Origin of the sequence: Allobosea sp. TAF32 (assembly GCF_052113585.1) — a bacterium.
GTDB lineage: Bacteria > Pseudomonadota > Alphaproteobacteria > Rhizobiales > Beijerinckiaceae > Allobosea.
Map to the genome: position 1 here is coordinate 785,853 of NZ_JBFRDM010000001.1, position 14,047 is coordinate 799,899.

Genomic DNA, 14,047 nt, shown 5'->3' on the forward strand with positions numbered 1-14,047 from the left:
GTCAGGTTCGAAGCCCTGCCGGCGCAGCCAGTTTCACGTGAATCCGGAATTCGTTGCGCTGCACATAAACGCTGGAAGGCGTTTCGGCAACCGTTGAGGCTGCCGAAAGGTGAGCATGCTCAGACTTCGGCCAGTGCCCGCTGCCGCTCGGCAACGGCCCGCCCGACCTGATCGATGGCAAGCCGGTAGGCGGCCAGAGCGGCGGTATCGAGGTCGCCCTTGGCATAGTCGGCGAGAACGCGGGTCAGAATCTGGTCCGCCTCGCGCCCGAGCCGGGCGAGTTCCGCCTCGTCCTCGCAGGAGCGGATCACGGTGAGCAACTCCAATAGCTCGTCGAGGCCGGACATGGCGCGGCGGCGCCGGTTGGCGCTGTCGCGGCTGAGCAGCGCGGCGCCGCCCGTGCCGACCGCCGACAGGGCCATCGCACCGATATAGAACCAGTCGCCGTAACGATCGAAAAAGGTCTCCTGCTCGCCGTCGATATAGGCTGCGGCGCCCGAATGGACCGGCAGCGGCGCGTCCTTGTCGGTCGAGGGAGTTTCCAGCGCCTGCACCGCCGGCACCTCCCCCGCGAGCGTCAACCTCAGACCGAGGACGTCCTTGGTCAGGTCCCCGACCAGATTGTCGTCGAGGCTTTGCGCGGCGACGAGGCGCGAGGTGATCGAGATCGTCTGCAGGCCCTCGGCCGGTCGGGGCGGGTCGCCGCCCAGCGCGCCGCGGACGATCTCACCGGATTCGATCGCGCGATAGTGAGCCGCCAGCGCGTCGGCCTCGCGGATTGGGATCAGGACCGGGTCCTCGCCCCAGGCGGTCCGCAGGCGGCGCAGGCCTTCATTGTTGGTGTGCGAGCCGACGGCATTGATCGAGAAAAACACCTCGATGCGCCCCTCCTTCGCCGCCGGGATCACCTCGTCGGGCGCCAGAGCGACGATCTCGACATCCTCGGGCCGCACCTCGTACTGCGTCAGGACGCGCTTGAGCAGGGTGAGATTTCCCGGCGGGTTGCGGATCACGCCGACCTTGCGGCCGCGCAGATCGGCAATGCGGGCGATGGCGCTCTCTTTGGTCGTGATGAAGAAGGGAAAGGTCCGCCGGGTGATCAGAACCGTGTCTGCGGTGGAGGGCATGGCGATGTCGGCCCGCAGCATGGCAAGATCGGCCTGTCCGGCATCGATTTTCTTCGCACTGTCCTCGGAGCCTTCCGTCAGGATGAGGCGCAGGCGGATGGCGGCCTTGTCGCGGTTGAGGCCCTGGACGAAGGCCGCCGCCATGCGCGCATCCTCGGAGCCGAGGGGGCCGACAGCCAGACGCAGCGTGTGCGGCTGGCTGACATAGTAAAACCCCGCGGCAGCGAGGCCGGACATGGCGAGCAATGCCGCCAGAACCGCCAGACCGCGCCTGCCCATGCCCAGCCGGACCAATCCGTGCCCCCTTCGTCGCCCCGTTCAGCATGACTTCCTTCGCCATCATGTCGCAAGTACGGCATGCACCGGCGAACGGACCATGCTAAAGGCTCGGCCATGTCGATTGGCTCCCCGTTCCTGGTCAAGATCTGCGGTCTCTCAACCCCCGAGACCATGCGTGCCGCGCTCGATGCCGGCGCGGACATGATCGGGCTCAACTTTCACCCGAAGAGCCCGCGCTTCGTCACGCCCGAGCGCGCCGCCGAGTTGGCCGACATGGCACGCGGCAAGGCCGAGATCGTCGCGCTGGTCGTGGACTGGGACTTGCAGCGCGCCGCCGAACTGGCCCGGTTCCTGAAGCCCGACTGGCTGCAGCTTCATGGCTCCGAGCCGCCGGAACTGGTCTCAGCCATCGCTGCAACGAGCGGCAGGCCCGTGATGAAGGCGCTCGGCATCGCCGAAATCGGCGATCTCGCAGCCATCGCGGCCTATCGCGACGTGGCCGGCCGCATCCTGCTCGACGCCAAGCCGCCGAAGGACGCGGCCTATCCCGGCGGCCACGGCCGGCCCTTCGACTGGACGCTGCTCGCCGATCTCGACCCCGGCTTTCCCTTCATGCTATCGGGCGGGCTCGATCCGGCGAATGTCGCGGACGCTATTCGTATCGCCCGGCCGGCGGCTGTCGACGTCTCCTCGGGTGTGGAAAGCGCGCCGGGGGTCAAGGACCCGCAACGGATCGCGGAATTTATCGCGGCGGCCCGCAAGGCCGCCGCGGCAGTACAGGAAGGCTCGAGCGCATGAACGCCCCCTCCAACCCCAACAGCTACCGCAACGGCCCCGACGAGAACGGCCGCTTCGGCCTATTCGGCGGCCGCTTCGTCGCGGAGACGCTGATGCCGCTCATCCTCGAGCTGGAACAGGCCTACAACGCAGCCAAGGCCGATCCGGCCTATCACGCCGAGATGACGGACGGGCTGAAGCATTATGTCGGCCGGCCCTCGCCGCTCTATTTCGCCGAACGACTGACCGAGCATTTTCGGAGTCAGTCGACGGCCTCCGGCCTATTGGGCGCCAAGATCTACCTGAAGCGCGAGGAGCTGAACCATACCGGCTCCCACAAGGTGAACAACGTGCTCGGCCAGATCCTGCTGGCGCGGCGCATGGGCAAGAAGCGCATCATCGCCGAGACCGGCGCCGGCCAGCATGGTGTCGCCACCGCGACGCTTTGCGCCCGCTACGGCCTGGAATGCATCGTCTATATGGGCGCGGTCGATGTCGCCCGGCAGGCTCCCAACGTCTTCCGCATGCAAATGCTCGGCGCCACCGTCGTTCCGGTCGAATCCGGCACCAAGACGCTGAAGGACGCGATGAACGAGGCGCTGCGCGACTGGGTGACCAATGTCGCGACGACGTTCTACTGCATCGGCACGGTCGCGGGCCCTCATCCCTACCCGGCGATGGTGCGCGACTTCCAGTCGATCATCGGCAAGGAGACCCGCGAGCAGATGCAGGAGGCCGAAGGCCGCCTGCCGGATTCGCTGATCGCCTGCATCGGCGGCGGCTCCAATGCGATGGGGCTGTTCCACCCCTTCCTCGACGACGCCTCCGTCGAGATCTACGGCGTCGAGGCCGCCGGCCACGGCATCCCGAGCGGCCTGCATGCGGCCTCGCTCACCGGCGGGCGCCCCGGCGTGCTGCACGGCAACCGCACCTTCCTGCTGATGGATGATGACGGGCAGATCAAGGACGCCCACTCGATCTCGGCCGGGCTCGATTATCCCGGCATCGGCCCCGAGCATTCCTGGCTGCACGATGTCGGCCGGGTGAAGTACCTCTCGGCCACCGACGAGGAGGCGCTGGAGGCGTTCCAGCTAATCTCCAGGTTGGAGGGTATTATTCCAGCGTTGGAGTCGGCGCATGCCCTCGCCCGCGTCGCCGAGCTTGCCCCGCAGAAGCCGAAGGACCATCTGATGGTGGTCAATCTCTCTGGCCGCGGCGACAAGGATATCCCGCAGGTCGCGGAGTTCCTCGCGGGACGCTGATCGTCGCCTCGCACGCCCAAAGTTCTTGCCTCGCGGCTCTCGACTCCCGGTATATAATCGGCAACCATGAGTTGTTCCGATGCGTTCGCACCGGAACTGCTGCATGAGGCGGGACCGGGCCGGTGGGGGACAGCGGTAGCGACAGCTGTTCGATCGATCCCGGACTCGCGACTGCGGGTTTGCCGGTCGAAATTGCTTTTCTCGCGCGGCACGGCGTAGCCCCTGCCGCGCTGACGCGGGCGGCCGAGCGCGCCATGCGCAACCGCACCGATCCCGCGCGCGAGGCCATGGCGCTCGGCCTGGTCGACGAAGTCGGTTTCTACCGGGCGTTGGCTGCCGAGATGGGCCTACCATTCCGATCCACTCCCCCGCCGCTGCTGCCGGGTGGCCGATATGGCGCGATCCTGCGCCAGGGCATCGCGCCCACGGGGGAAGGGGCCGCGCTCCGCTTCGTACTCGCGCCGGAAGGGCCGGCGCTGCGTCGAATGCTCGAAGGCGGCCCGCGACGGCGCGCGGATATCGCGGTGACAACGCCGCGCCGCTTCGCCGAGGCCTTGCGCCGTTCCAATGCCGCCGAACTGGCGCGCCATGCCGCTGGGCTCGACGAGACCGGGCTCCTCCGCGACAGCGCCCGCACCGGCGCCGGCCGCGGCCAGGTGATCGCCACGGGCATCGGTCTCACTGCGGCGGCGATCGGCGGCATCTTCGCGCCGCTCGAAACGTTCTTTGCGCTCGCCCTGCTGCTCGGCCCGCTCTTTCTCGGCCTCATCATGCTGCGCCTCGCGACTACGATCGAACGCACCACGCCCGATCTCTGGCAAAGCCATCGGTGGCGCGTCGACGATGCGCGCCTGCCGGTCTACACGGTCGCCGTGCCGATGTACCGCGAGGAGGCGGTTCTGCGGCAATTGACCGATGCGCTCTGCGCCCTCGACTATCCGCCAGCCAAGCTCGATATCCGCCTGCTGATCGAGGCCGACGATGCGGGCATGCGCACCGCGCTCGCAAAGATGGCGCTGCCGCCGCACTTCACCGTGATGGTCGTGCCGCCGGGCGTGCCGCGCACGAAGCCGCGGGCGCTCAATCTCGCGCTGCTCGAAGCCCGCGGTTCGCTGTTCACCATCTTCGACGCCGAGGACATCCCGGACCGGCAGCAGTTGCGCATGGCGGCAGCACGCTTCCTTGGCGCGCCACCTGAACTTGCCTGCCTGCAGGCCAGGCTCGTGATCGACCACGCCGAGGAAGGCACTCTCCCTGGCCTTTTCGCCCTCGAATATGCCGGGCTCTTCGAGGTGCTCAACCCCGGCCTGTTGCTGTTCCAGCTGCCGATCATGCTGGGCGGCACCTCGAACCATTTCCGAACCGAGGTGTTGCGCAAAGTCGGCGGCTGGGACGCCTGGAACGTCACGGAAGATGCCGATCTCGGCCTGCGGCTGGTGCGTGCGGGCTATCGCATCTGCGATCTGCCCTCGACGACGCGTGAGGAGGCGCCCCTGACGATCCTGGCCTGGCTCAAGCAACGCTCGCGCTGGATCAAGGGTTACATGCAGACCCTGGTGACGCATTCGCGCAACCCGCTCGCGCTGCTGCGAGAGGCCGGTTTGAGCGCCAGCTTTGCCTTCCTGTCGCTGACTTTCGGCACGATCGCGACAGCGCTGGGCTATCCGGTCTTCGCCCTCGCCGCGCTGCTCGCCTACTGGGATGGTTCGCTGTTCGCGCCGGTCGGCACGTTCGCGACCGTCACCTCGACAATCGCCCTCTGCGTCTGGCTTCTCGGAAGCGTCGCACTTTTCGCGCCCCCGGCGGTCGGCGCGCTGCGCAGGGGCTCGCCCGGCCTGCTCCTGCTGCTGCCGCTGCTGCCGCTCTATTACGCGTTGGTCTCGGTCGCCGCGTGGATGGCGCTCTACGAGTACTTCAATCGCCGCTTCGTCTGGAACAAGACCGAGCACGGTCTGGCGCGCCGGCGCGCGCCCGTCGAGGCGCCGGCTACGAGTGACGCAGCCATTCCGCTGCAGCCTGTGCCGGAGTCTGCTCGATATTGAACGCGCCGATGAAGCTGCCGTCCTTGCCCATCAGATAGACCAGTGCGGTGTGGTCCATCGTGTAGTCGCCATCCTTCAGCGGCACCTTCTTGGCATAGGCGCGGTAGGCCTTGACCACGGCGTCGATCGCCGGCCGGTCGCCACTCAGGCCAATGATGCGGGAATCGAAGGAGCCGAGATAGCTCTTCATGGTTTCCGGCGTGTCGCGCTCCGGGTCGACGGTGATGAACAGCGCCTTGAGCCTCTTGGCCTTGTCGCTCTCGCCAGCGGCCCGCAGCGCCTCGGATATCTCGAAGAGCTTGGTCGGGCAGACATCCGGGCAATGGGTGAAGCCGAAGAAGACCAGGAACGGCGAACCCTTCAGATCCGTGTCCGAAAGCGGCGTGCCGTCCTGCGTCGTCAGCGTGAAGGGGCCGCCGACGCTCGCGGTGCCGCTCCCCCCGCCCTGGCGACCAGGCGCGAAGGTCAGGATCGCAGCCGCGGCCAGCGCGAGCGCGCCGGCAAGGAACACGACGAGAGGCAGGACGATACGGCGGTTCACGAAGAGCTTCCCGGAAGAGCGGACATCAAGCCGCTAGAAACACGCGACGATGGCGGCGATGAGCCCGTCGGTGAAGAGCCGGTCCCCCTCGCGCCACCATAGCAGCAGGCCCGCCAGCAACAGCCCGAAGAAGCCGCCGCCGAGCAACAGAAGCCCGTTGCGGCTCGAAGAGCCCGCCCCGGCTTGCGCTGTCGGATCCACCTGCACCATTCCGCCACCCTATCGCCAGCCGGCGCCGCCCGAAAGCGGGCGGCGTGACGCAGGGGCTCACAATGCGGCGATGCGGCCATGCGCAAGGCACAGCCCGGGCTGGCCGCCGCACGACGACGCGGCTAGGGCTCCGCCCCCCGGCTTACTTCACGGGGAAGGTCAACGGCGAATAGTCGGTGACCGGACGCTTGATCCAGTCATTGCCCGGTGCCGCAGCTTCCGTCCGCTTCTGGGCTTCGTGGAGGCGCAAAGCCGCCGCGGGATAGTCCATGGTCAGGACGGTGCCGTCGCGCACGACAAGCTTCCCGTCGACATAGACGCGGTCGACAGCGCGCTCGGCAGCGGCATAGACCATGCTGCGAACGGGGTCGCGGTGCGGCTGCATCATCGGGTGCCTGAGATCGACCATGACGAGGTCGGCCTTGCAGCCGGCTTCAAGCCGGCCGATGTCGTCGCGGCCGAGCGCGGCGGCGCCGGCCGTGGTTGCGGCCTCGAAGATGTCGGTGGTGGTGAGCGTGCGCGGGTTCTCCGCCATCAGCCGGGCGACATAGCCGACATGGCGCATCTCCTCGAGCATGTTATGCGGATAGGTGTCGGTGCCCAGGCCGATCCGGACGCCGGCGCGGCGATAACGCCCGAAATCATCGAGCGCGATGCCGCGACGCATGAAGACCGTCGGGCAATGGGCCACCATCGTGTCGGTCTCGGCCAGCAGCGCGAGGTCGCGGCGGCTGTGCCAGCCGAGGCGCGGGTAGTCGTCGAGGAAGATGCCGTGGCCGACGATGCTGGTCGCGCCGAGGACGCCGAGCTTCTCCAGCCACTGGATCGGCGTCACGCCATGGCGGCGGGTGATCTCGTGGAACTCGACCGTCGACTGGGCGGCGTGGATCTGCCAGGGCAGGCCGCGACGCCTGGCTTCGGCGTAGCTGTCCTTGATCAGGCCCTCGCTGCAGGTGTCGATCTGGGCGGGGCAGACCATGCCAAAGAGCCGGCCGGACGGGTGCTTCTGGGCCTGCTCGATGACCTCGAAGGCGGTCGCCATGGCAGCGGCACCGGCCTTCTCGTCCCATTCGTATTCCACGACATGGCCGTTCTTAGTGTACCAGCGGGCCGAGCGGAACATCGGCGAGACGCAGACGCGCAGGCCGCTATCGGCGGCGAGATCGAGCCAGCCGGGATGGGCGACCGAGAGATCGGCAAGCGTGGTAACGCCGGAGAGCAACAGTTCGGAATAGGCGACCTGCACGCAGTCCGGCACCGCCTCGGCATCGGGCCGCAGGATCGGCATGAACTCGTAGAGCGAGGAATTGTAGAGCGCGGGCGAGCCGAGCTCGTCGAGGAAGCCCTTGTTGAGCGCCTCGCTCGAGGGGTGCGAATGAATGTTGACAAGGCCGGGCATGACCATGCGCCCGTCGCCGTCGACGGTCTCGTCGGCCTGCCCCTCATAGCGGGCGCCGACATAGCGCAGCGTGCCATCCTCGAAGGCGACGTCGGCTCCGCGCAGATAGACATGCCGGGAGGCTTCCGCATCCCAGGCGACAACGATTTCGGCGTTCTTGATGACCGTGATCGTCATGATGTTCCCTCCTCAGAGCATTCCCGCGCCGCTTCGAAGCGTTGAAATTCTCTATCCCTTTGTTTTGACGCATTTTCTTCACGCGAACCGGTAGCCACTTCGCTCGAAAATGCTTCTCCAGCCAGACGTCGAAAAGGCGCCGCGCGGCCGGGGCCACGCGGCGCGGAGGAAGCTTAGCGCTTCAGCTTGATATCCAGCCCCTTGTAGAGGCCGGCGCCGTAGATGCCGTGGGCGCGCACGCCCTCGACCCGGTCACCCGCGACCACCCAGAGCGGCTGCGAGGCGAGCGGCACCCAGACATTCGCCTCGGTGAGCTGGTTCTGCACGGCGCCGATCGCCTGCTTGCGCTTGTCCGCATCGACGGCTGTAGCCGCCGCCTTGAGCAGCTCGTCGGTCTTCGCGTCCTTCCAGTTCATCCGGTTCGGCGTCGGTGCCTGCCGGCTGGCGAAGTAGAGGTTCAGCGCCTCGGTGGCCGTCACATAGGGGTAGGACATGTAGAAGGCATCGAACTCCTGCGTCGCGAGCTTGCCCCAGGCGACGGTGGCGTCCCAAAGCTGGATCTTCAGGTCGATGCCGACCTTGCGCAGATCGGCCTGCATCGCCTCGGAGATGCGCGGATTCACGTCGTTGCGGATGCCGTAGACGATGAAGGTTGCCTTCTGGCCGTCCTTCTCGCGGATGCCGTCGGCGCCCGGCTTCCAGCCAGCCGCTTCCAGCACCTTGATGGCGCCGGCCGCGTCATGCTTCGGCATCTTGCCGGCCGAGTCCTTGTCGTAGTCGAGCACGGCCGGGTTGAGCAGCGACGGCAACGCAGTGCCCTTGCCGAAGAAGATCGCCTTGGCGATGGCCTGCTTGTCGACGGCCATGTTGACCGCTTCGCGGATCGCGGCGTCCTTCGAGACGGGCTTGTCGACCTTGAAGCCCATGAAGATGTCGTAGATGTAGTTTTCCTGCCGCTGCACCGTCATGCCGGGGATGCGCTGCATCGTGTCGAGCGCGATATAGGGCATGTAATAGGTCACGTCGGCCTGCTTGGCCTGAATCGCGGCCATCAGCGTGTTCGACTCGGGGATAACCTTCCAGACGATCTCGTCGATCTGCGGCTTCGGGTCCTTGTAGATCGGCGGGCCCCAGCTGTAGTGCGGGTTCTTCTTGAGGACGAGCTCCTGGCGCGGGGTCCATTTCGACCAGCAATAGGGGCCGGTGCCGTTGAAGCCCTGCACGCCGAAGTTCGGGCCGAGCTTCTCGACCGTGTTCTTGTCGACGACCGAGGCGAAGGACAGCGCCATCTGGAACAGCAGGTCGCTATAGGGCTCCTTCAGCTCGTAGATCAGCGTGGAATCGCCCTCGGCGCGGATATCCTTGACCGGTCCGCCACGGAAGGAGACGGGCGACTTGTTGGCCGGGTCGGTCCAGCGCTTCAGCGAATAGACGACATCGTCGATCGTCATCGGCCGGCCGTCGCAGAATTTGACGTCGTTGCGCAGCTTGAAGGTGTAGGTCATGCCGTCCGGCGAAACCGTCCAGCTGTTGGCGAGGCCGGGCTTGATCGTCTTCATGTCGAAGTCGACCGTCACGAGCGTATCCGCCATCATGTAGAGCACCTCGGCGGCGGCCGTGGCGGTGGTGCGGATCGGATCGTAGTTGTCGGCGTCGATCACGCGCAGGATCGAGAGCGGCGCCTTCTGCTGCGCCAGGGCCGGCATGGCGGCCAAGGTCGCGGCAGCGGCGCCGGCCAGAAGCAGGGTGGATCGTTTCATCATCGGTCTGGTCCCCTTTTGACGTTTCTTGACTGGAATGAGCGGCTTACTTGCGCAGCTTCGGATCGAGCGCGTCCCGCAACGCATCGCCGAGCACGTTGAAGGCGAGGACGACCGCGAAGATCGCGAGACTCGGCAGGACCGAGACATGCGGCGCGAAGAACAGGAAGTTGCGGCCGTCGGCGGCCATCGCGCCAAGCTCGGCGGTCGGAGGCTGGGCGCCCAGTCCAAGGAAGGAGAGCGCCGCGCCGAGCAGGATGACCTGGCCGAAGCGCAAGGTGACGAAGACGAACATCGCCGAGAGGCAGTTCGGCAGGACGTAGCGCAGGATGATGCGGAGATCGCTGAGGCCGAGCGAGCGGGCCGCCTCGATATAGCCCTGCTGCAGCACCACCAGCGCCGAGCCGCGCACGACGCGCGCCATCAGCGGCACGGTCGCGATCGAGAGCGCGATGATGACCGCCGTCAGCCCGGGCCCGAAGATAGCGGCGATGGCGAGGCCGAACAGGATGGCCGGGAAGGAGAGCAGCACATCCATCAGGCGCATCAGGACGCCCGAGAGCTTGGGATAATAGGCCGCGGCGAAGCCGATGACGCCACCGATCAGGCAGCCGAAGATCACCGAGGCGCTGCCCATGAGCAGCGTCGTCCTGAGGCCGAAGAGCAGGCGAGTAATCATGTCGCGCCCCTGACCGTCCGTGCCGAGCAGCCCGGCCTCGCCCGGCGGCTTCAGCGTGTTGGCGAGGTCGTTGCCGTAAGGATCGGTCGGGGCGAGCCAGGGCGCGAACACCGCGCCGAGGATCGCGAGCACGACGAGGGCGAGCGCGACGCAGGCGCCGACATCGGACAACAGCATCCTGAGCACCGTCTTCCGGCGGACAGGCGTGGCGGCGGCCACGCTGATGGCGGCCTCCACGGTTTTGGCGCCCGGCTGGAACGGGCTGGTCGCGGAACTCATCAGGCGCCCCTCACACGCGGGTCGAGCACGGCGTAGAGGACGTCCACCGCGAGATTGACCAGGATGAAGCCCAGGGACAACACGATGATCGTGCCCTGCGCCATCGGCAGGTCGCTCGACAGGATGGCGCCGACGGCGAGCCGGCCGATGCCGGGCCATGAGAACACGGTTTCCGTGACGACGGCGCCGCCAAGCAGGAAGCCGATCTGTAGGCCGATCAGCGTGACGACCGGGACAAGCGCGTTGCGCAGCGTGTGCCTGATCAGCACAACCCACTCAGCCAGCCCCTTGGCGCGGGCGGTGCGAACATGGTCGGCGCCGAGTTCGTCAAGAACCGAGGTACGGGTCATACGTGCGACCGGGCCGACGAAGACGCCGCCCAAAGTCAGCGCCGGCAGGATGACGCCCTGCAACCCTTCCCAGGTCCAGAGCGGGCCGACGCGGCCGGTGAAAGGCAGGATCGGGTATTTGAAGCCGAAGAGCCAGATCAGGCCGAGCCCCAGGAAGAAGACCGGCAGCGAGACGCCCGCGACCGAGACCGCCATGATCGCGCGATCGAGCAGCGAGCCGCGGAAATAGGCGCCGAGCGTGCCCAGCAGCATGCCGAGCGGGATCGCCCAGACCAGCGATGCGAACATCAGCTCGAGCGTCGGGCCGATGGTATTGCCAAGCTCCTGCACGACCGGGACGTTGTTGATGATGGAGACGCCGAGATCGCCCTGCGCAAGGCGCCCAATATAGATCAGGAACTGCTTCCAGAGGGGCTGATTGAGCCCCAGCTCCTGACGGATGGCCTCGACGACGTCCTGCGTCGCGGTCGGGCCGGCGCGGACCTGCGCTGGGTCGGTCGGCACCACCTGCATCAGCAGGAAGCCGATCAGCAGCACGCCGAGCAGGACCGGGAGGACCAGCAGCAGCCTTTGCAGCGTATGTCGGAGCATGAAGTGGTCCCCGGCCTATTGCGCGGCAGCGGCGAGCTGACCGTGACGGTCGAAGACGACCTCGCCGCCGAGCAGCGTCAGATCGCAACGCACCTCGTTCTCGACCGCTTCGACCGGAACCGAGAAGATGTCGTGCGAGAGCACGGCGACGTCAGCGAGTTGGCCGGGAACGAGCCGGCCGAGCTTGTCCTCGGCGAACTGGGTGTAGGCGCCGAGAAGCGTATAGGCGTGGACCGCCTCCTCCATGCTCAATCGCTCCGCGCCGCCTACCACCGTGTGGCGCTTGGTCTGGCGGGTGACCATGGTGAAGAGGTTCTTGAACGGATCGGTGGCGCAGACCGGCGCATCCGAGCTCGCCGCGGCGTGAAGCCCGGCATCAAGCCATTTGCGCATCGGATAGGAGGCACCGGCGCGCTGCTCGCCGAGATTGATCACGTAGAGATCGCCGAACTCGTAGATGAAGGCCGGCTGCGGCACGGGGTCGATGCCGGCCGCCGCCATGCGCGCGAGCTGGCCGTCGGTCAGGAAGCCGCAATGCTCGATGCGGTGGCGGCGCCCGCGGATCGGATGCTCGGGGCTGTCGGCCTTCTCGATGCCGGAGAGCACCTGCTCGATCGCGGCGTCGCCGATGGCGTGGATGGCGAGCTGGTAGCCGAGCTTGTGATAATGCGCGAGATAGCCGTGCATATCGGCGTCGGAATAGATGAAGATGCCGCGATTGTCGGGGTCGCCGACCAAGTAGGGCTCGCTCATCGCGGCGGTCAGACCGCCGGCACTACCGTCGCCGAAGACCTTCATCGCGCCGTAGCGCAGCAGGCCCGTCTCGCGGCCGAAGCGATAGCCGGCCGCATGCGCCTCGTCGCCGATGCCATCGGCATTGCCGTAGATGCAGACCCAGGTCCGGACCGGCAGCGTGCCGGCGCGTGCGACCTCCTCATAGGCCTCGATCTCGGCCATGCCCGCGCCCATGCCGACACCGGCATCCATCACGCTGGTGAAGCCCTGCGCGAGCATGTAGTGCCCGGCCTTCTCGATCGCCGCCTTCAGCTCGGCAATGCTCGGCTGCGGCATGGCCTCGACGATCAGCCGCATGGCGCTCTCGGCCAGCAGGCCGGTCAGCTTGTTGTCGCGCCGCTCGATCAGGCCGCCAGCCGGGCTGGGAGTATTGTGGCCGATGCCCGCGGCCGCCATGGCCCGGCTGTTGACGACGCCGACATGGCCGCAGGTGCGCTTGATGTAGACGGGATTGTCCGGCGCTATGCGATCCAGCTCCTCGGCCGTGGGATGGCGCCCCTCGGCGAGTTCGTTATGGTCGTAGCCGCGGCCGGTGACCCATTCGCCGGGCTTCTTGCCCTTCACCGCGGCAGCGATGCGGCGCAGGATCTCGTCGATGCTGTTGACGCCTTCCTCAGGGCGCAGATTGACCTCCCCCATGGCGAGGCCGAGCGGCAGCAGATGCATATGCGCGTCGTTGAGGCCGGGAATGGCGACGCGACCGGCCAGATCGACGACCTTCGTTCCCGCGCCCTGCAGAGCGGCAATCTCAGCAGCCGATCCGGCTGCGAGCACCTTGTCGCCCGCGATGGCCAGCGCTTCCACGAAGCCTTCCGCCAAGCCGCAGAAGATGCGGCCATTCAACAAAACGGTCTCGGCCTGCGTCATCGACCCTGTTTACCCTGTTTTCCCTGTTGAATTCTCGCCAGGGGTCTTGGCACGCGACTAGTATTCGGCAAGCAGCTACCGCCACATGGGAACGAAACATCGCTTCCACGCGGTCCTACCGGACAGGATCAGGAATTTAGTCTGGACGGCCTGCTCTAAACGCGAAAACTATTCCACTCCGCCGGTTCCCCATGACACTATTTTCTTATTGGCTTTCCGTCAGCATTGCTCAGAATATTGAGCATGGCAAGGGCCGTCGAGCGGGCGCGCCCTGCATGACGCGCAGAAACGACAAGGCGCGCAAAACGGGGAGGCTGAATAGCGATGAGCTTTGATGTCGGCGGAAGGCTGAAGGAAATAAGGCTCGCAGCCGGGCTTTCCCAGCGCGAACTTGCGGCGCGCTCGGGCGTGACACACAGCCTGATCTCGCTGATCGAGCAGAATCGGAACAGTCCGTCGGTGGCGTCGCTGCGCAAGATTCTCGACGGCATCCCGATGAGCATGGTGAATTTTTTTGACGAAGCCCGGGCGCCGAAGGACAAGGTCTTCTTCGAGGCGCCGGACCTGCTCGACCTCACCTCGCGGCTGCATCAGGTCAATGGCGGCGAAAGCCGGGGGCAGATGTCCTTCCGCCAGGTCGGCGATGCACAGGCGCACAACCTGCAGATCCTGCACGAATCCTACGAGCCCGGCGCCGATACCGGCATCGCCATGCTCAAGCACGATTCGCATGAGGGCGGCGTCGTGCTCGCCGGAGAGCTCGAGATCACCGTCGGCGACCAGGTCAAGGTGCTCAAGCCGGGAGACGCCTATCTCTTCGACAGCCGCATCCCGCATCGCTACCGCAATATCGGCACGGAGCGCTGCATCGTCGTCAGCGCCTGCACGCCGCCCTATCTCTAGGCCGCGTGC

The 14,047-nt window shown here is 66.6% G+C and carries 12 protein-coding genes; 4 read left to right on the top strand and 8 right to left on the bottom strand.

The features are described 5' to 3' along the window. Positions 1-119: 119 nt before the first annotated feature. Complete coding sequence (locus tag AB4Z16_RS03590) at positions 120-1,406, bottom strand: TAXI family TRAP transporter solute-binding subunit (RefSeq protein ID WP_441509939.1); 1,287 nt, start codon at positions 1,404-1,406, stop codon at positions 120-122. 114 nt (positions 1,407-1,520) lie between these two features. Here AB4Z16_RS03590 and AB4Z16_RS03595 point away from each other — a divergent pair, with 114 nt between their 5' ends. The 3 genes from AB4Z16_RS03595 (at position 1,521) to AB4Z16_RS03605 (ending at position 5,487) form a co-directional block, all read left to right on the top strand. After that, the gene (locus AB4Z16_RS03595; protein WP_441509940.1) at positions 1,521-2,204 is read left to right on the top strand and encodes a phosphoribosylanthranilate isomerase; all 684 of its coding nucleotides are present in this window, start codon (positions 1,521-1,523) and stop codon (positions 2,202-2,204) included. After that, the gene (gene trpB / locus AB4Z16_RS03600) at positions 2,201-3,445 is read left to right on the top strand and encodes a tryptophan synthase subunit beta (protein ID WP_441509941.1); all 1,245 of its coding nucleotides are present in this window, start codon (positions 2,201-2,203) and stop codon (positions 3,443-3,445) included. The genes AB4Z16_RS03595 and trpB overlap by 4 nt, the downstream gene beginning before the upstream one ends. A gap of 254 nt (positions 3,446-3,699) precedes the next feature. After that, positions 3,700-5,487 carry a glycosyltransferase family 2 protein gene (locus tag AB4Z16_RS03605; protein ID WP_441509942.1) on the top strand — a complete coding sequence of 596 codons (1,788 nt, stop codon included), beginning with the start codon at positions 3,700-3,702 and terminating at the stop codon, positions 5,485-5,487. On the opposite strand, the gene AB4Z16_RS03610 is transcribed toward AB4Z16_RS03605, so the two are convergent. The 7 genes from AB4Z16_RS03610 to AB4Z16_RS03640 all read right to left on the bottom strand — a co-directional run bounded on the left by AB4Z16_RS03610 (position 5,432) and on the right by AB4Z16_RS03640 (position 13,135). Beyond that, positions 5,432-6,028 carry an SCO family protein gene (locus AB4Z16_RS03610; RefSeq protein ID WP_441509943.1) on the bottom strand — a complete coding sequence of 199 codons (597 nt, stop codon included), beginning with the start codon at positions 6,026-6,028 and terminating at the stop codon, positions 5,432-5,434. The two genes, AB4Z16_RS03605 and AB4Z16_RS03610, sit on opposite strands and share 56 nt — an antisense overlap. Before the next feature lie 33 nt (positions 6,029-6,061). Beyond that, a complete protein-coding gene (locus AB4Z16_RS03615; RefSeq protein WP_441509944.1) occupies positions 6,062-6,229 on the bottom strand; it encodes a hypothetical protein in 168 nt (55 codons plus the stop codon). A gap of 151 nt (positions 6,230-6,380) precedes the next feature. After that, a complete protein-coding gene (locus AB4Z16_RS03620; protein ID WP_441509945.1) occupies positions 6,381-7,814 on the bottom strand; it encodes an amidohydrolase family protein in 1,434 nt (477 codons plus the stop codon). A gap of 173 nt (positions 7,815-7,987) precedes the next feature. Continuing rightward, the gene (locus AB4Z16_RS03625) at positions 7,988-9,577 is read right to left on the bottom strand and encodes an ABC transporter substrate-binding protein (protein WP_441509946.1); all 1,590 of its coding nucleotides are present in this window, start codon (positions 9,575-9,577) and stop codon (positions 7,988-7,990) included. Between the two features lie 43 nt (positions 9,578-9,620). Then, positions 9,621-10,532 (bottom strand): ABC transporter permease, encoded by a 912-nt coding sequence (locus AB4Z16_RS03630; RefSeq protein WP_441509947.1) that lies wholly within the window; start codon positions 10,530-10,532, stop codon positions 9,621-9,623. Beyond that, entirely contained in the window at positions 10,532-11,473 is a 942-nt protein-coding gene (locus tag AB4Z16_RS03635) for an ABC transporter permease (protein WP_441509948.1), read from the bottom strand. Before AB4Z16_RS03635 ends, AB4Z16_RS03630 begins: the two co-directional genes overlap by 1 nt. A 15-nt stretch (positions 11,474-11,488) precedes the next feature. Next, positions 11,489-13,135: an amidohydrolase gene (locus tag AB4Z16_RS03640; protein WP_441509949.1), complete on the bottom strand. Its 1,647-nt coding sequence runs from the start codon at positions 13,133-13,135 to the stop codon at positions 11,489-11,491. Between the two features lie 324 nt (positions 13,136-13,459). On the opposite strand from AB4Z16_RS03640, the gene AB4Z16_RS03645 reads away from it, so the two are divergent. Then, positions 13,460-14,038 (top strand): cupin domain-containing protein, encoded by a 579-nt coding sequence (locus tag AB4Z16_RS03645; RefSeq protein WP_441509950.1) that lies wholly within the window; start codon positions 13,460-13,462, stop codon positions 14,036-14,038. The last annotated feature ends 9 nt before the right edge of the window (positions 14,039-14,047 follow it).